The following is a 16,386-nucleotide window of genomic DNA, read 5'->3' as shown; positions in this document are numbered from 1 at the left end:
GCCCCTGGCCCCCCGTCGCCGCTCGGCGGCTCGTCCTCGATCGCCGGACAGGCTTGATATCCCCCCGTGCGCCATACCGGACATCGGACCCCGTACTCTCGTCCTTCGTGAGTACGCGCTCGGCACAGGCAGTCCGGCAGGGGCACCGGCAAGGACACGACCGGGGTGCCGTCTGCGCGGTGCGCGACCTCGTCAAGACCTATCCGGCCGCCCGGGGCGGCCGCGGCAGACCCGCGACGCCGCAGGTGCGCGCCACCGACGGGATCTGCCTGGAGGTCAGGCGCGGCGAGATCTTCGGGCTGCTCGGGCCCAACGGCGCCGGGAAGTCGACCCTCGTGCGGCAGCTCACCGGGCTGATGCGCCCGGACAGCGGCAGCGTCGAGATCCTCGGGCACGACATCGTCCGCCACCCCGAGCGGGCCGCGCGCATCCTCGCGTACCTGGGGCAGGAGTCCACCGCCCTGGACGAGCTGACCGTCTCGCTCGCCGTCGAGACCACCGGGCGGCTGCGCGGCCTCGACGCGAGGAGCGCCCGTGCGGAGCGGGACGCCGTGCTGGACGAGCTGGCCCTGACGCCGCTCGCCTCCCGGCCCCTGAAGAAGCTCTCCGGCGGGCAGCGCAGGCTCGCCTGCTTCGCCACCGCGCTGGTGGGGGAGCGGCCGCTGCTCGTGCTCGACGAGCCGACGACCGGCATGGACCCCGTCGCCCGGCGCGCGGTCTGGGCCGCGGTCGACCGGCGCCGGGCCGAGTCCGGCTCGACCGTCGTGCTCGTCACCCACAACGTCATCGAGGCCGAGACCGTCCTCGACCGCGTCGCCGTCCTGGACCGCGGCAAGGTCATCGCCTGCGACACCCCCGTGGGCCTGAAGGAGCGGGTCGCGGGCGAGGTGCGCGTGGAGCTGGTGTGGCGGGAGAAGGCGCCCGTCGACGTGCCCGAGGTGGCCGCGCTCCGGTCGTCCGCCGTGGAGTCGGGGCGCCGCTGGTCGCTGCGGCTCGCCCCGGACGAGGCGCGGGCCGCCGTCGCCGCGGTCACGGGCGGGGCCGCCTTCGCGGCGCTCGACGACTTCACGCTGGCGACGCCGAGCCTGGAGGACGTCTACCTGGCGCTCGGCGGGAGCGGGCAGGGGCTGGTGAAGGCGTGACCGGAGACGTGGCCGGAGACATGACCGGAGACATGACCGCAGGCGTGACCCAAGACGTGAGCCCTTGTACGTACGAGACCAGGAGTGGTGGCCGGTGAGCGCGGTGCCCTTGGAAGCCGTCGTGCGGGCCGAGGACGACGGGGCCCGTGCCGTGAGTGAGGCGGCGCCTCTCGGGGCGCGGGCGCGGCTGCTGCCCGCCCTCTCGGCGGTCTACCGCGCACAGCTGTCCCGGGCGCGGGTCGCCCGGATCCCGCTGCTGTTCGTCGCGACCTTCCAGTCCGTCGGGATCATGATCCTGATGCGGGGCGTCGTGGACGGGGGCGGGGAGGCGCGGGCCGTGGTCGCCGGGTCGTCCGTGCTCGTCGTCGCGTTCGTCGCGCTCAATCTGCTCGCCCAGTACTTCGGGCAGCTGCGGGCCGACGGCGGGCTCGACCACTACGCCACGCTGCCCGTGCCGCCCGCCGCCGTGGTGCTCGGCGCCGCGGCCGCGTACGCCTCCTTCACGGTGCCGGGGACCCTCGTCACGGCCGTCGTGGGGTGCGGGCTCTTCGGGCTCCCGCTGACGCACCTGTGGGTGCTCGCCGCGGTCATCCCGCTCGCGGGCGCCGCGCTCGCCGGGCTCGGGGCGGCGCTCGGGCTGCTCGCGCCGCGGCCCGAACTGGCCACGCTGCTCGGCCAGTTGGGGATGTCGGCGGCGCTGCTGCTCGGGGTGCTCCCGGCCGACCGGATGCCGCAGGTGCTGCAGTTCGCGCGGGACCTGCTGCCGTCCACGTACGGGGTCGAAGCCTTCGCGCGCACCTTCGGGCCGCACCCGGACTGGGCCGTCGTCGCCCTCGACCTGGCCGTCTGCGCGGGCGTCGGCGTCGCCTCGCTGGCCGTGGCGACCTGGGCGTACCGCCGAGCGGCCGTCCGGTGACGCGGTCCACAGCAGGGGCTGGCACCATGTGTGGGTGACCGCACCGCTGACACCCTCCCAACCGCCGCACAACGAACCCCCGCACGAGTCCTGGCCGTCCGACGCTCAGCCCTCAGGAGCCATGTCCCCGCAGGCGTACGAGGAGAACGGGCCCGGCGTGCACGTCGAAGTGCTGCAGGCCCTAGTGATCATGGTCGCGGTCGCGGTCAGCGGAGTGCTGCTCGGACTGCTCTGGCTCTGGCTCGCACCGCGCATCCCGCTCATCGCGGACAACACCGCGGTCTACCTCAAGGACACCGAGGGCGAGCAGGCGATCGGTGTAGACGGAACGTTCACCCTGCTCGGGCTCGGCTTCGGCCTGCTCAGCGCCGTCGTCGTCTTCCTGGTCCGCAGGCGCGGCGGCATCCCGCTGGTGGTCGGGCTCGCGCTCGGCGGGCTGCTCGGCTCGCTGCTCGCCTGGAAGGTCGGCGGCTGGTTCGGCCCCGAGACGGACGTCGTCGCGCACGCCAAGCAGGTCGGCAAGGGCGTCGTGTTCGACGCACCCCTGGAGCTCAAGGCCAAGGGCGCGCTGCTGGCGTGGCCCGTCGCCGCGATGGCCCTGCATCTGGGCCTGACCGCGCTGTTCGGGCCGCGCGACCCGGAGCCCGCGCTCTATCCGACGCCGTACGAGGACGCGGGCCCCGTCCAGTAGCGCTACGCCGGGCGCCTCCCGTGGTTGGCCCGGCCCTTCTTGACCCGCCACTTCCGCTTGCGCGTCTTCTTCGACATGTCCTCGGTACTTAGCCGAGGGCATGCACTTCGTCGAGGGGGTGCGCGCGGAGCAGGGGCGAGATCAGGCCCTTCCGACCGGTGCCAGGACCGCGCCCGTCTGTGCCGCCAGATCCGCGGGCGCCAGCTCCACCTCGAGGCCGCGGCGGCCCGCCGAGACGCAGATCGTGGCGTGCGCCGAGGCCGAGTCGTCCAGGACGGTGCGGAGCTTCTTGCGCTGGCCCAGCGGTGAGATCCCGCCGCGCACATAGCCCGTGGTGCGCTCGGCGGCGGCCGGGTCGGCCATCACGGCCCGCTTGCCGGAGACCGCGGCGGCCAGCGCCTTCAGGTCGAGGGAGCCCGCGACGGGCACGACGGCGACGGTCAGCTCGCCGTCGACCTCCGCGACCAGCGTCTTGAAGACCCGGTCGGGGGAGACGCCCATGGCCTCGGCGGCCTCCTCGCCGTACGAGGGGTGGGCGGGGTCGTGCTCGTAGGCGTGGACCGTGTACGCGACGCCCGCGGCGGTCAGGGCCACGGTCGCCGGGGTCCCCCCGGACTGCTGCTTCTTCTGCTTCTTCGCCAAGGTCCTCGCGCCTTACGTCAGTTGAGACTCGTCGGCCCGCGGGTGAGGTCCGTCGCGGGCAGCGACGGCAGCTTACGGATCACGGCGGTCTCCGCGCGCAGGAGTTTCAGCTCGTCGTGCAGCCGGGCCGCCGTGGTCTCGGCCTCCAGGAGGCGCTGCTTCGTGGGGGTGTCCAGGACGGCCGCCGCGGCGACCAGGTACGAGACGACCGACGGGTCGTCCGGCAGCTCCGCGCCCGTCGACAGGGACCGCTCCCGGGCCCCGGCGAGCCGCTTCTGGTAGCTCTTGAACGCCCGCAGGACGCCCTCCGCGAGCGTCCCCGCGCCCTCGCCCGGCTCCTCCTCCAGCTCCTCGACCTCGGCCGTGAGGAACGCCCCCGAGGCGTCGACGGAGTGCAGCCGCACCCGCGTCGTGCCGGTGGCCAGGACCTCGAAGCCGCCGTCGGGGCGCTCCCGGATGGTGGCCGCGTCCGCGATGCAGCCCACCGCGTGGAAGGCGTGCGCGGGGTCGTCGCCGAAGCCCGCGGCGGGGCCCAGCTCGGGCACCGAGGTCTGGTCGGGCAGGCCCGGGGCGCTCGGCGCCACCTCGAGGCCGTCGCGGATCGCGACGACGGCGAACTGGCGCTGGTCCTCCTCGGGGGACTTCAGCAGCTCGCGCATCATGGCGCGATAACGCTCCTCGAAGACGTTCAGGGGCAGCACGAGCCCCGGGAACAGCACCGAGTTGAGCGGGAAGAGCGGGAGCCGGACGGTGGTCACGAACGGCAAGCCTAATGGTCGCCCGGGTCCGCTAGCCGCGCGGAGCCCGCAGCGGCGTCGTGGAGGCCACCTCGATGCGTACGCCGTCGCGGAGTTCCAGGAACTGGCCGAGCGGATCCGAGGAGATCCGGTCCCACGGGAACGACGTCGCGTACCGCCCGATCAGGCGCAGCTGCTCCAGGGCCTCCGGCCAGCGCTCCAGCCTGACCAGGACGTAGGTGAGGAGGTTGCGGACCTCGGCGGGGTAGGGGTCGCCCGCCTCGTACTCCCGGGAGAGCGCGATCGCGAGATCGGCGGCGGCGTCCAGGCGCTCGCGCGGCACGCGCCCGCCCGTCTCCCGACCACCGCCCCTCATCGAGACGCTTCGCGCCACACCCATGGGATTCGAGGGGCTCGTGAGATACGCGAAGGCGGCCCGGACCGGCAGCGCCCGCACCAGGGACCCGGAGAGCGTCTGCCCCGCTGCCTCCTCGGCGAAGGCGAAGCACGCGCGGTGCGAGCCGTACCAGGCGGCCGAGAGGTACTGCAGGGCCGAGGCGTGGCAGCCGTAGTGGTGCGGGGAGCGGCGGACCGCCTCGGCCCACAGCCGGTCGAAGTCGGAGCGCGGGACATGGGCGCCGCGCGCGTGGTCGAGGGCGATGCGCCAGGGCACCGGGTCGCGCGGGTCGGCCTCGGCGGCCGCGGCGACCAGCGGGCCCGACCCGCGCAGGATCTCGGCGCGGGCGGGCGACTCCCAGCCGGTGAGGACCGCGAGCTCGGCCCGGACCAGGAGGGCGTCCGGGTCGTGCGGCGCCGCCTCCTGCCAGGCGTCGAACCACTCGGGCCGGGAGCGGGCGAAGGTGGCGAGCCGGGCCGTGTAGCGGTCGCGGTTCTCCCACTCGGCGCTCTCGCGGGTCGCGGCGAGGAGCTTGGCGGCGGGGCCGTGATCGCCGTGACCGGCGGCGACGAGGGCGGGCGCGAGCTGCTCGTCCGGGGCGTCGAGCAGCACCTCGTCGTCGGCGGGCAGGCCCGCGGCGAGGGCCGGGGTGTGCCGGATCATGCGGGCGGTGCGGATGAGCGCGCGCAGCAGTGGCACGACCCCCACCTCCCCCTCCGCCGGGCGGACTTGATGCTTGCGGTGGGAGGACGGCTGAGAATTTCAGGGGGTTGCCTGGCGGCCGATAACGGTTCAGCTTCTGCGCAGCAGCCGCGTCGCGCCCGCCGCCACCGTCGTCGCCAGGATCCAGCCGAGCAGGATCAGGGCCGTCGCGAACCACTGCCAGCCGCCGCGCAGCATCCAGTAGTTGCCCTGGCCCAGGTCGATCACGGGGAGCAGCAGGTCGAGCGTGAACAGCGCCGGGTTCCAGTGCGGGTGCTCGCCCGGCTTGATCGCCGGGTGGTCGGCCCGGGAGAACGCCACCGCGCTGATCGCCCACAGGACCGCCATCCACAGCGCCGCCCGGCCCGGCCGGTACCCGTAGGCGACCGTCCAGTCCTGCGCGAAGCCCCACACCTTCGCGGCCAGCGGCAGGGTCTCGCGGCGGCGCCGCTGCTTGGCGAGGAGCACCTCGCGGGCGTCCGCGTCCTCGCCGCCGTTGCGCAGGACGGTGGCCAGCCGCTCGTACGGCTCCGGGTTGTACTCGGCGGTCGCGGCCGAGACCCACTCGATCCGCCGCGACAGCGGGAAGCCGCCCTGCGGGACGAGGTTCTCGTAGGTGAAGCCGCCCATCTGGAGCCGGCCGGGGCCGGGCCAGCTGACGGCCTTGTCCATCAGGTTGACCACCTTCGCGCCGGACAGGACGACCTTGCCGCGCCGGGGGGCTTCGCCGAGGAAGCGCAGCTCGGGGGTCTGGACGCGGCGCAGCGACACCTCCTGGTCGTTCTGCAGCTCGAAGCGGGCCTGGGCGAAGTCGACGGCGTCGCCGAAGCGGCCGTCGTCCAGGCGGATGCCGCCCTGGCACTCGAAGCGCTGCACGCGGGTGCCGCGCGCCGGGGTGGCGCCGCTGGACTGCAGCGGGCTGACCCCGGCCGGGGTCAGATACAGGCTGCGCTCGACGGTCAGCTGCGGGGCGTTGAGCGCGCGCGGGCCGTACGGATTGGCCAGGCGGCTGCCGCGCAGGCTGAGCGAGACGCCGATCTTCGCGCCGCGCAGGCTGACGACGCCGTGCGACTCCATCATCTCGGCCTGCAGGTCCTGGCCCACGCTGAGCCCGTCGCCCATGATCGAGGAGCCGCGCCGGTCCCGGTAGATCACGGCCTGGTTGAGCAGCAGGTCCGTGCCGATCTGGGCGTCGGTGAGCCGGACGCCGTTGTGGATCCGGCAGCGCGGCAGGTGCAGGTCGCCCTCTGTGTGGATGCGGGCCGCCTCCAGGCGCGGGATCGAGCAGTCGACCAGGCGCAGCGTCGTGAAGTGGGCCTCGGGGAGCAGGATCTCCTTCTCGAAGCGGCAGTGCTTCAGCTCCGCGTAGGGCACGACGCTGCCGCCCGCGAGGTCGAGGGTGTCCGTGATCTGGAGCCCGGCGAGCTTCAGGGACGAGACCCGGCCGGGCAGGGCTGGCGGCCCGTCCAGCAGCAGCCAGGCGACGATGCGCGCCCGCACGCTGCGCTCGGGACCCCAGGGGTGGCCGCCGTGCGGATCGTCCTCCGCCGGGTCACCGGAGCGCAGGTCGTACACGCTGCCGTTGCGGAACGCCTGCCACATGCCCACCTCCGCCGCGGTCAGCTCGTCGGGCGGGTCCCCGATGGACGGATCCGTGGTGGTGCCGTCGACCACTGCTGTTGTCCTCCCCGTTCCTGCATGTACCTCTGCCGCGGGCGCACCCGTGCCTCGTACAACTGTTCATGCCCGTTCAGTGACGGCCTGAACGCTAGTGGTGAACGCGGTCTTACGGGACGGGTCGGCTTCGTATCAGCCAGGGTGGGGCGCTCGTATCAGCCAGTGATACGGACGTCCGGCCGGAAACCGGGGTCTGAGAGAATTGGGCATGTGATCTCTCGAATCGATCTGCGCAGCGACTCCCTCACGGACTTTCCGTCGGGTGCCGCCCTTCGCGCTCTGCTGCCCCGTGCCGACTTCGACGTCGCGGCCGCCCTGGAAAAGGTCCGGCCCATCTGCGAGGACGTGCATCATCGGGGCGACGCGGCGCTGATCGAGTACGCGGAGAAGTTCGACGGCGTGCGGCTGGAGTCCGTACGGGTTCCCGAGCAGGCCCTCAAGGACGCCCTCGCGGCCCTCGACCCCGCCGTGCGCGCGGCCCTGGAGGAGTCCATCCGCCGCGCCCGCACCGTCCACCGCGCCCAGCGCCGCGCCCCGCACACCACGCAGGTCGTGCCCGGCGGCACGGTCACCGAGAAGTGGGTGCCGGTCGAGCGCGTCGGGCTGTACGCGCCGGGCGGCCGGTCGGTGTACCCGTCGTCGGTGGTCATGAACGTCGTGCCCGCGCAGGAGGCGGGCGTCGAGTCGATCGCCCTCGCCTCCCCGGCGCAGGCCGACTTCGGCGGTCTGCCGCACCCGACGATCCTCGCCGCCTGCGCGCTGCTCGGCGTCGACGAGGTGTACGCGGCCGGCGGTGCCACCGCCGTCGCGATGTTCGCGTACGGTACCGAGTCCTGCCCCCCGGCCAACATGGTCACCGGGCCCGGCAACATCTGGGTCGCCGCCGCCAAGCGCTACTTCACCGGCAGGATCGGCATCGACGCCGAGGCCGGCCCGACCGAGATCGCGATCCTCGCGGACGACACGGCCGACCCGGCGCACGTCGCCTCCGACCTGATCAGCCAGGCCGAGCACGACCCGCTCGCCGCCGCCGTCCTGGTCACCGACTCGCCGGCGCTCGCCGAGGCCGTCGAGCAGGAGCTGGAGCCGCAGGTCGCGGCCACCAAGCACATCGAGGACCGGATCGTGCCCGCCCTCAAGGGGCAGCAGTCGGCGATCGTCCTGGTCGACGGCCTGGAGGAGGGCCTCAAGGTCGTCGACGCGTACGGCGCGGAGCACCTGGAGATCCAGACCGCCGACGCCGCCGCCCTCGCCGACCGGGTGCAGAACGCGGGCGCGATCTTCGTCGGCCCCTGGGCCCCGGTCTCCCTGGGCGACTACTGCGCGGGCTCCAACCACGTGCTGCCCACCGGCGGCTGCGCCTGCCACTCCTCGGGCCTGTCCGTGCAGTCCTTCCTGCGCGGCATCCACGTCGTGGACTACACGAAGGACGCCCTCGCCGACGTCGCCCACCACGTGGTGACGCTCGCCGAGGCCGAGGACCTGCCCGCGCACGGCGCCGCCGTCAAGGCGCGCTTCGGATGGAAGGTGCCCGGCCAGTGACCCGGATCGACGACCTTCCCGTGCGCGACGAGCTGCGCGGCAAGTCCCCTTACGGCGCCCCGCAGTTGGACGTCGCCGTCCGCCTGAACACGAACGAGAACCCGTACCCCCTGCCCGAGCCCCTCGTGCGGCGGATCGCCGAGCGCGTCGCCGACGCCGCCCGCCACCTCAACCGCTACCCCGACCGGGACGCGGTCGAGCTCCGCACCGAGCTGGCCCGCTATCTGACCCGCACGACCGGCTTCGGGGTCGGCTTCGAGCAGGTGTGGGCGGCCAACGGGTCGAACGAGGTGCTCCAGCAGCTCCTCCAGGCGTTCGGCGGCCCCGGCCGCACGGCGCTCGGCTTCGAGCCCTCGTACTCGATGCACCCGCTGCTCGCCCGCGGCACCAATACGGGGTGGGCGAGCGCCCCGCGCCGCGACGACTTCTCCCTGGACGTGCCGGGCGCCGTCGAGGCGATCCGCACCCACAAGCCGCACGTCGTCTTCATCACCAGCCCCAACAACCCCACGGGCAACGCGGTCGCCCGCGAGGACGTCCTCGCGCTGTACGAGGCGGCCGGGCAGGACGCGATCGTCGTCGTCGACGAGGCGTACACCGAGTTCAGCCACGGCGCATCGCTCCTGCCGCTGATCGAGGGCCGCCCGAACCTGGTGATCTCGCGCACCATGTCCAAGGCGTTCGGCGCCGCCGGGCTCCGGCTCGGCTACCTCGCCGCCGACCCGGCCGTGGTCGACGCGGTCCAGCTGGTGCGCCTGCCCTACCACTTGTCGGCCGTGAACCAGGCGACGGCGCTCGCCGCCCTGGAGTACACCGACACGCTGCTCCAGTACGTCGAGCAGCTGAAGGCCGAACGGGACCGCGTGGTCGAGGAGTTGACGGGCCTCGGTTTCGAGGTGACCGTCGCCGACGCCAACTTCATCCAGTTCGGTGTCTTCGAAGACCCGCATGCCGTCTGGCAGTTCATCCTCGACCGCGGCGTCCTGATCCGTGACAACGGAGTACCGGGACGGCTGCGGGTGACCGTGGGGACCCCGGAAGAGAACGACGCGTTCCTGGACGCGGCCCGTGAAGTGAAGAAGGAGTTCGGAGCATGAGCCGCGTAGGACGCGTGGAGCGCACCACCAAGGAGACCTCCGTCGTCGTCGAGATCGACCTCGACGGCACCGGACAGGTCGACGTGTCGACCGGGGTCGGCTTCTACGACCACATGCTCGACCAGCTCGGCCGCCACGGCCTCTTCGACCTCACGGTCAAGACCGAGGGCGACCTGCACATCGACTCGCACCACACCATCGAGGACACCGCTCTCGCCCTCGGCGCCGCCTTCAAGCAGGCCCTCGGCGACAAGGTCGGCATCTACCGCTTCGGCAACTGCACGGTGCCGCTGGACGAGTCGCTCGCCCAGGTGACGGTGGACCTCAGCGGCCGCCCGTACCTGGTGCACACCGAGCCCGAGAACATGGCGCCGATGATCGGCGAGTACGACACGACGATGACCCGGCACATCCTGGAGTCCTTCGTCGCGCAGGCGCAGATCGCGCTGCACGTGCACGTGCCGTACGGGCGCAACGCCCACCACATCGTGGAGTGCCAGTTCAAGGCCCTGGCCCGCGCGCTGCGCTACGCCTGTGAGCGCGACCCGCGCGCGGCGGGCATCCTTCCGTCCACGAAGGGTGCGCTGTAAGCGATGACCGGCCTCAACACCATCCTCATCGTCGTCGGCCTCTTCCTGATCGGCGGCGTCATCTCCTTCGTCAAGCAGGGGATGCCGAAGAGCCTGATCACGTTGCTCTCCATCGGCGCCGTCATGTGCCTGGCCGCGGGGATCCTGCGGCTCGACTACTGGAATTGACCTGAACTGCCATGACTGACAAGAAAGTTGTCGTCTTCGACTACGGCTTCGGGAACGTCCGTTCCGCCGAGCGCGCCCTCGCCCGCGCGGGCGCCGACGTCGAGATCACCCGCGACTACGACAGGGCCATGAACGCCGACGGGCTGCTCGTCCCCGGCGTCGGCGCCTTCGAGGCGTGCATGAAGGGTCTGAAGGAGGCGCGCGGCGACTGGGTCGTGGGCCGCCGTCTCGCCGGCGGGCGCCCCGTCATGGGCATCTGCGTCGGCATGCAGATCCTCTTCGCGCGCGGCATCGAGCACGGCGTCGAGGCCGAGGGCCTGGACGAGTGGCCGGGCACCGTCGAGCCCCTGAAGGCCGACATCGTGCCGCACATGGGCTGGAACACCGTCGAGGCGCCCGAGGACTCCCAGCTCTTCGCGGGCCTCGACGCCGACGCCCGCTACTACTTCGTGCACTCCTACGCGGTGCACCACTGGGACTTCGAGGTCGGCAACCCCAACTTCCGCGCCCCGAAGGTGACCTGGTCGACGCACGGCGAGCCCTTCGTGGCCGCCGTGGAGAACGGCGCGCTGTGGGCCACCCAGTTCCACCCCGAGAAGTCCGGCGACGCCGGAGCTCAGCTGCTCAAGAACTGGATCTCCGTACTGTGACTGCTTCCCCCACGAACAAGCTCGAACTGCTCCCCGCCGTCGACGTCCGCGACGGCCAGGCCGTCCGCCTCGTGCACGGCGAGTCCGGCAGCGAGACCTCCTACGGCTCGCCGCTCCAGGCCGCCCTCTCCTGGCAGCGCTCGGGCGCCGAGTGGCTGCACCTGGTCGACCTGGACGCGGCCTTCGGCACCGGCGACAACCGCGCCCTGGTCCGCGAGGTCACCGAGGCCATGGACATCAAGGTGGAGCTGTCCGGCGGCATCCGCGACGACGCCACGCTCGCCGCCGCCCTGGCCACCGGCTGCACCCGCGTCAACCTCGGCACCGCCGCCCTGGAGACCCCCGAGTGGGTCGCCAAGGTCATCGCCGAGCACGGCGACAAGATCGCGGTCGGCCTGGACGTACGGGGCACCACGCTGCGCGGCCGCGGCTGGACCCGCGACGGCGGCGACCTCTACGAGACCCTGGAGCGCCTGAACGCCGAGGGCTGCGCCCGCTACGTGGTCACCGACATCGCCAAGGACGGCACGCTGCAGGGCCCCAACCTGGAGCTCCTGAAGAACGTCTGCGCGGCGACGGACCGCCCGGTGGTCGCCTCCGGCGGCGTGTCCTCGCTCGACGACCTGCGCGCCATCGCGGAGCTCGTGCCGCTGGGCGTCGAGGGCTCCATCGTCGGCAAGGCGCTGTACGCGAAGGCGTTCACGCTGGAAGAGGCCCTGGAGGCGGTGTCGTCATGAGTGATGTGCTGCGGGTGCAGAGCGGCAGTCCCTGGGAGGACGCGTACGGCTTCGCGCGCGCCGTCGCGGCGGGCGACCGGGTGGTGGTCGGCGGGACGACGTCCTTCAAGGGCGACGTCCTGTACGGCGAGGGCGATCCCTATGAGCAGGCGCGCGTCGCCTTCGCCAACGCCCTCGACGCGATCGGCCAGTTCGGGCTCGGCGCCGAGTCCGTGATCCGCACCCGGCTGCTGCTGACCCACGCGCGGGACGTCGACGAGGTCGGCCGGGCCCACAAAGAGGTCTTCGGCGGCGTCCGGCCCGTGACGACCATGGCCGTCGTCTCCGGCTTCGTCGACCCGCGCATCCTGGTCGAAGTGGAACTCGAAGCATTCAGAGGAACCCCGCAGTCATGACCCTCGCCGTACGAGTCATCCCCTGCCTGGACGTCGACAACGGCCGGGTCGTCAAGGGCGTCAACTTCCAGAACCTGCGTGACGCGGGCGACCCCGTCGAGATGGCCAAGGTGTACGACGCGGAGGGCGCCGACGAGCTGACCTTCCTCGACATCACCGCGTCCTCCGGCAACCGCGAGACCACGTACGACGTGGTGCGCCGCACCGCCGAGCAGGTCTTCATCCCGCTCACGGTCGGCGGCGGCGTGCGCACCGCCGACGACGTCGACAAGCTGCTGCGCGCGGGCGCGGACAAGGTCGGGGTCAACACGGCCGCGATCGCCCGCCCCGAGCTGATCCGCGAGATCGCCGAGCGCTTCGGCCGCCAGGTCCTGGTCCTGTCGGTCGACGCCCGCCGCACCGAGTCGGGCTCCTTCGAGGTGACCACCCACGGCGGCCGCAGGTCCGCCGGGATCGACGCCGTCGAATGGGCCCACCGGGCCGCCGAGCTGGGCGCGGGCGAGATCCTGCTCAACTCGATGGACGCGGACGGCACGAAGGACGGCTACGACATCGAGATGATCGAGGCCGTACGCAAGCACGTCACGGTGCCGGTCATCGCGTCCGGCGGCGCGGGCCGCCTCGACCACTTCCCGCCGGCGGTCGCGGCGGGCGCGGACGCGGTGCTCGCGGCGTCGGTCTTCCACTTCGGGGATCTGCGGATCGGCGAGGTCAAGCAGACGCTGCGCGAGGCGGGACATCCCGTGCGCTGAGCCCGTCGCTTTTGTGGGGCCCCGGTCGCCTGTGGTGGCCGGGGCTTCGTCTTGCCCAGATACGAAGGGAAAGTTGCGCAAGACTTGTTGCGCAACTTTTCTTTCGTATCTACGGTGGAGGCATGAGCGGCAAGGAGAAGGACAAGCCGGGGACGCGCAGGATCACGGACCTCGGCACGCTGAAGGCGCTGGGGCACCCGCTGCGGATGAAGCTCTACGGCGCGCTGTACGTGCGGCGCACCGCGACGGCGTCCCAGCTCGCGGAGGAGGTCGACGAGGCGGTCTCGCTGGTCAGCTACCACCTGCGCAAGCTCGCCGAGTACGGCCTCATCGAAGAGGCCGAGGCGGGCAGCGGGGACGGCCGGGAACGGTGGTGGAAGCCCGCCCAGGAGAGCCTGAGCTTCCACCGGAAGGACTTCCAGGACGCGCCCGAGGAGCTGGCCGCCCACAACGCCGCCCTGCGCACCCTCTTCCAGTACCGCAGCGAGCGCTACCTCCGCTATGTGGACGAGCAGGCGGCCTGGAGCCCCGAGTGGCAGTCCGCCGCCGACAGCTCCGACTACCTGGCCCGGCTCACCGCCGCCGAACTGGCCGAGCTCGGCGGCGAGTTGCGGGCCCTGGTCGACAGGTTCCAGGAGCGGGGCAAGGCCGCCGACGAGGCGGGCGACACGGAAGGGCGCGAGCACGTCGCACTGCACCTCTACAGCTTCCCGTTCCGGACCTGAGGAGCCAGCCGCCCATGACCGCCACAGAGATACGTACGCCCGTCGCCCCCGAAAAGCCCGCCCACCGCGACGGAAACGTCCTGCGCTGGCTCGGTGCGTACACCGCCTCGATGGTCGGCGACGCCGCCTACTACGTCGCGTTGTCCTGGGCCGCCGCCCGCAGCGGCAGCCCGGGGCAGGCCGGGCTCGTGCTCGCCCTGGGATCCGTGCCGCGCGCCGCGCTGATGCTGGGCGGGGGAGTGGTCGCCGACCGGTTCGGTCCGCGCCGGGTCGTCATCGTCAGCGATGCGGTGCGCTGCCTGGTGATCCTCGCGGTCGCCGGCCTGCTCCTGGTGTCGTCCCCGGGGATCTGGCTGCTCGCGGCCGTCGCCCTGGTCTTCGGGGCGGTGGACGCGCTGTTCGTGCCCAGTGTGGGCGCGCTGCCGCCGCAGATCACGTCACGGGGCGAGCTGAGCCGGGTGCAGGGGATGCGGGGCCTCGCACAGCGCATCGGGCTGGTGGCCGGAGCCCCGCTCGGTGGCCTCGCGGTGGCGGTCGGCGGCTCGGCGGCGGCGTTCGCGCTCGCCGGGGCCCTGTTCGCCGTCTCCCTTCCGCTGCTGCTCTCCGTACGCCTGCGTGCCCTGCCCGCCGACGACGCCGCGGCCGCGAGTGACGGCACGGCCTGGCGCCAACTGCGCGACGGACTGCGGTACTTGCGCGGCCACCGTGTCCTCGCCCCGCTGCTCGTCGTGATCGCGGTGGGGGAGCTCGGCTTCACCGGGCCCGCCAACATCGGCCTGGTGCTGCTCGCGGACGAGCGGGGCTGGGGGGCTGCCGGGCTCGGCTGGGTCGTCGCGGGGTTCGGCACCGGGGCCGGTCTCGCGTCGCTGCTGCTCGCGGTGCGGGGGCGGATACCCCGGGCGGGTGCGGTGCAGGCGTACGGCCTGCTGCTGGGCGCCGCCGCGCTGGCCGCGATCGGCTTCGCGCCGTCGGTCACCCTCGCCGCCCTCGCCGCGCTCGGCGTCGGCCTGTGCACGGGCCTCGGCGGCGCGCTCTGCGCCGCGCTGGCGCAGACCCACGCCGACCCCGCCTACCTGGGCCGCGTCACCTCGATCGGCATGCTCTTCACCGTGGGCCTCGCCCCGCTCACCTACCCCGTGACCGGTGCCGCCATCGGCGCCTGGGGCATCGGCCCCGTCTTCGTCGCGAGCGCGGCGCTCAGCGCGGCGGGCGGGGCGTACGCGCTCTGCTCCCGCGCCCTGCGCCGCGCCGAACTGCCCCGCTGAGCCGCCGTCCCGGACCCGTCAGCCGACCTGCTGCATCAGCTGCACCAGATTCCCCACCGTGTCGTCGAGCACCGCCATGAGCACCTGGCCCTGGCGCTGCGGCTGCTGCGTGAAGGCCACCCCGAGCCCGGTCAGGCGGGCGTGCTCGGCCGCCACGTCGTCCACCGAGAAGACCACGCTCGGGATGCCCGCCTCGCGCAGCGCCTTGCGGTACGGGTCCGCGATCGGGCTGTCGCCCGGCTCCAGGAGCAGCTCCATGTCCGCCTGCGCCCCGGCCGCGCCCACCGTCACGAACGGCGCGCCGCCGCCCATGTCGACGTGCGTGCGCGTCTCGAAGCCCAGCACGTCCGTGTAGAAGGCGTGGGCCTTCGCCACGTCGTCGACGTACACCCCGGCCATGGCGAGCTTGATCATGAGAGTGCTCCCTGCGTGCGCCCCCCGGATCCGGTGGACTCAGATGCCGAGCTGCTTGGTGTCCCGCACCCGGGCGATCGCTTCCTTGTCGCCGTCCAGCTCGACGTCGGCGGTCTCCTGCCGTCCGTACGTGAACATGAGCAGCTCGTTCGGCTCCCCGGTCACCGTCACCACCGGCGCGCCCTTGTGGGCCACCACCGTCCGGCCGTCCGGGCGGCGCAGTACCAGGCCCGTCGGCGACTTGCGGCCCATCACCCGCGCCATCCGCTCCAGGCGCGCCCACAGCGCGTCCTGGAAGACCGGGTCGAGCTCGCGCGGCGTCCAGTCGGGCTGCGCGCGGCGCACGTCCTCCGTGTGCACATAGAACTCGACGGCGTTGGCCGCCTCGTCGATCTGCTTCAGGGAGAAGGGCGAGAAGCGGGGCGGACCGGTCCTGATGAGCTGGATCAGCTCCTCGTACGGCTTCTGGGCGAACTCCGCCTGCACCCTCTCCAGGCGCTGTGCCAGCTGCTTGATGAGGATGCCGCCCGCGGCGTCCGCACGCCGCTCGCGCACCACCACATGGGCCGCCAGATCGCGGGTGGTCCAGCCCCCGCACAGGGTGGGGGAGTCCGGACCCTGCGCCTCCAGGAGGTCGGCGAGGAGAAGTCGTTCACGCTTGGCATGGGTCGACATGCGGCAAGCCTACGACCGAGTACGAGGTCCGCCCAGTGGACGTCCCTCCCGGTGGCCCGGTGAGGGGCGGCACAATGGCCCCATGAGCAGCACGCCCCCGCCCACCAGCCTCGATCCCGCCATCGCCGCCCGCCTCAAGCGCAGCGCCGACGGGCTCGTCCCCGCCATCGCCCAGCAGTACGACACCGGTGAGGTGCTGATGCTGGGCTGGATGGACGACGAGGCGCTGCACCGCACCCTCACCACCGGACGCTGCACCTACTGGTCCCGCAGCCGCCAGGAGTACTGGGTCAAGGGCGACACCTCCGGACACTTCCAGTACGTGAAGTCGGTCGCCCTCGACTGCGACGCCGACACCGTCCTCGTCCAGGTCGACCAGGTCGGCGCCGCCTGCCACACCGGCACCCGCACCTGCTTCGACACCGACCGGCTCACCGTCACGGCGCCGCAGGGGAGTTGACCCGGTCCCCGA

The 16,386-nt window shown here is 72.8% G+C and carries 20 protein-coding genes; 14 read left to right on the top strand and 6 right to left on the bottom strand.

Features of this window, described 5'->3' with window-relative positions; translation table 11 throughout:
• Positions 1-107: 107 nt before the first annotated feature.
• The 3 genes from ACQB60_RS01735 to ACQB60_RS01725 all read left to right on the top strand — a co-directional run bounded on the left by ACQB60_RS01735 (position 108) and on the right by ACQB60_RS01725 (position 2,749).
• Positions 108-1,142 (top strand): ABC transporter ATP-binding protein, encoded by a 1,035-nt coding sequence (locus ACQB60_RS01735; protein WP_496923994.1) that lies wholly within the window; start codon positions 108-110, stop codon positions 1,140-1,142.
• Positions 1,143-1,236: 94 nt separating this feature from the next.
• Positions 1,237-2,058, top strand: a complete 822-nt coding sequence (locus tag ACQB60_RS01730) for an ABC transporter permease (protein WP_496923993.1) — start codon at positions 1,237-1,239, stop codon at positions 2,056-2,058.
• Positions 2,059-2,092: 34 nt separating this feature from the next.
• A complete protein-coding gene (locus ACQB60_RS01725) occupies positions 2,093-2,749 on the top strand; it encodes a DUF2567 domain-containing protein (RefSeq protein ID WP_496923992.1) in 657 nt (218 codons plus the stop codon).
• Positions 2,750-2,890: 141 nt separating this feature from the next.
• On the opposite strand, the gene ybaK is transcribed toward ACQB60_RS01725, so the two are convergent.
• The 4 genes from ybaK to ACQB60_RS01705 form a co-directional block, all read right to left on the bottom strand.
• Positions 2,891-3,391, bottom strand: coding sequence for a Cys-tRNA(Pro) deacylase (ybaK, locus tag ACQB60_RS01720; RefSeq protein WP_496923991.1), 501 nt, complete (start codon positions 3,389-3,391; stop codon positions 2,891-2,893).
• Between the two features lie 17 nt (positions 3,392-3,408).
• Entirely contained in the window at positions 3,409-4,149 is a 741-nt protein-coding gene (locus ACQB60_RS01715) for an LON peptidase substrate-binding domain-containing protein (protein WP_496923990.1), read from the bottom strand.
• A gap of 31 nt (positions 4,150-4,180) precedes the next feature.
• Positions 4,181-5,188 carry a hypothetical protein gene (locus ACQB60_RS01710; RefSeq protein WP_496924749.1) on the bottom strand — a complete coding sequence of 336 codons (1,008 nt, stop codon included), beginning with the start codon at positions 5,186-5,188 and terminating at the stop codon, positions 4,181-4,183.
• A gap of 129 nt (positions 5,189-5,317) precedes the next feature.
• Entirely contained in the window at positions 5,318-6,829 is a 1,512-nt protein-coding gene (locus tag ACQB60_RS01705; protein WP_496924748.1) for an oxidoreductase, read from the bottom strand.
• Between the two features lie 285 nt (positions 6,830-7,114).
• Here ACQB60_RS01705 and hisD point away from each other — a divergent pair, with 285 nt between their 5' ends.
• From hisD to ACQB60_RS01655, 10 genes are all read left to right on the top strand, one after another.
• Positions 7,115-8,446, top strand: coding sequence for a histidinol dehydrogenase (hisD, locus tag ACQB60_RS01700; RefSeq protein WP_496923989.1), 1,332 nt, complete (start codon positions 7,115-7,117; stop codon positions 8,444-8,446).
• Positions 8,443-9,543, top strand: coding sequence for a histidinol-phosphate transaminase (locus tag ACQB60_RS01695; RefSeq protein ID WP_496923988.1), 1,101 nt, complete (start codon positions 8,443-8,445; stop codon positions 9,541-9,543). The genes hisD and ACQB60_RS01695 overlap by 4 nt, the downstream gene beginning before the upstream one ends.
• Entirely contained in the window at positions 9,540-10,133 is a 594-nt protein-coding gene (gene hisB, locus ACQB60_RS01690) for an imidazoleglycerol-phosphate dehydratase HisB (RefSeq protein WP_496923987.1), read from the top strand. The genes ACQB60_RS01695 and hisB overlap by 4 nt, the downstream gene beginning before the upstream one ends.
• Before the next feature lie 3 nt (positions 10,134-10,136).
• Positions 10,137-10,301, top strand: coding sequence for a CG2302 family histidine operon protein (locus ACQB60_RS01685; RefSeq protein ID WP_062781233.1), 165 nt, complete (start codon positions 10,137-10,139; stop codon positions 10,299-10,301).
• A gap of 11 nt (positions 10,302-10,312) precedes the next feature.
• Positions 10,313-10,951 carry an imidazole glycerol phosphate synthase subunit HisH gene (hisH, locus tag ACQB60_RS01680; protein ID WP_496923986.1) on the top strand — a complete coding sequence of 213 codons (639 nt, stop codon included), beginning with the start codon at positions 10,313-10,315 and terminating at the stop codon, positions 10,949-10,951.
• Positions 10,948-11,688 carry a bifunctional 1-(5-phosphoribosyl)-5-((5-phosphoribosylamino)methylideneamino)imidazole-4-carboxamide isomerase/phosphoribosylanthranilate isomerase PriA gene (gene priA / locus ACQB60_RS01675; RefSeq protein ID WP_496923985.1) on the top strand — a complete coding sequence of 247 codons (741 nt, stop codon included), beginning with the start codon at positions 10,948-10,950 and terminating at the stop codon, positions 11,686-11,688. The genes hisH and priA overlap by 4 nt, the downstream gene beginning before the upstream one ends.
• A complete protein-coding gene (locus tag ACQB60_RS01670) occupies positions 11,685-12,083 on the top strand; it encodes a RidA family protein (protein WP_496923984.1) in 399 nt (132 codons plus the stop codon). Before priA ends, ACQB60_RS01670 begins: the two co-directional genes overlap by 4 nt.
• On the top strand, positions 12,080-12,835 hold the full coding sequence (gene hisF / locus ACQB60_RS01665) for an imidazole glycerol phosphate synthase subunit HisF (RefSeq protein WP_384842194.1): 756 nt from the start codon (positions 12,080-12,082) through the stop codon (positions 12,833-12,835). Before ACQB60_RS01670 ends, hisF begins: the two co-directional genes overlap by 4 nt.
• 122 nt (positions 12,836-12,957) lie before the next feature.
• On the top strand, positions 12,958-13,560 hold the full coding sequence (locus ACQB60_RS01660; protein ID WP_496923983.1) for an ArsR/SmtB family transcription factor: 603 nt from the start codon (positions 12,958-12,960) through the stop codon (positions 13,558-13,560).
• Positions 13,561-13,574: 14 nt separating this feature from the next.
• The gene (locus ACQB60_RS01655; protein ID WP_496923982.1) at positions 13,575-14,825 is read left to right on the top strand and encodes an MFS transporter; all 1,251 of its coding nucleotides are present in this window, start codon (positions 13,575-13,577) and stop codon (positions 14,823-14,825) included.
• Between the two features lie 18 nt (positions 14,826-14,843).
• Here the strand turns inward: ACQB60_RS01655 and ACQB60_RS01650 are convergent, their stop codons facing one another.
• Together ACQB60_RS01650 and ACQB60_RS01645 are read right to left on the bottom strand one after the other, a co-directional pair.
• Entirely contained in the window at positions 14,844-15,239 is a 396-nt protein-coding gene (locus ACQB60_RS01650) for a VOC family protein (protein WP_496923981.1), read from the bottom strand.
• Between the two features lie 39 nt (positions 15,240-15,278).
• Positions 15,279-15,914 (bottom strand): TIGR03085 family metal-binding protein, encoded by a 636-nt coding sequence (locus ACQB60_RS01645; RefSeq protein WP_496923980.1) that lies wholly within the window; start codon positions 15,912-15,914, stop codon positions 15,279-15,281.
• 82 nt (positions 15,915-15,996) lie between these two features.
• Here ACQB60_RS01645 and hisI point away from each other — a divergent pair, with 82 nt between their 5' ends.
• Positions 15,997-16,374, top strand: coding sequence for a phosphoribosyl-AMP cyclohydrolase (gene hisI, locus ACQB60_RS01640; RefSeq protein WP_496923979.1), 378 nt, complete (start codon positions 15,997-15,999; stop codon positions 16,372-16,374).
• The last annotated feature ends 12 nt before the right edge of the window (positions 16,375-16,386 follow it).

The sequence above is a fragment of the Streptomyces odontotermitis genome (assembly GCF_050510915.1).
Lineage (GTDB): Bacteria > Actinomycetota > Actinomycetes > Streptomycetales > Streptomycetaceae > Streptomyces.
Note: the sequence above shows the minus strand (reverse complement) of the source record. Positions and strands in the feature narration are given on the sequence as shown.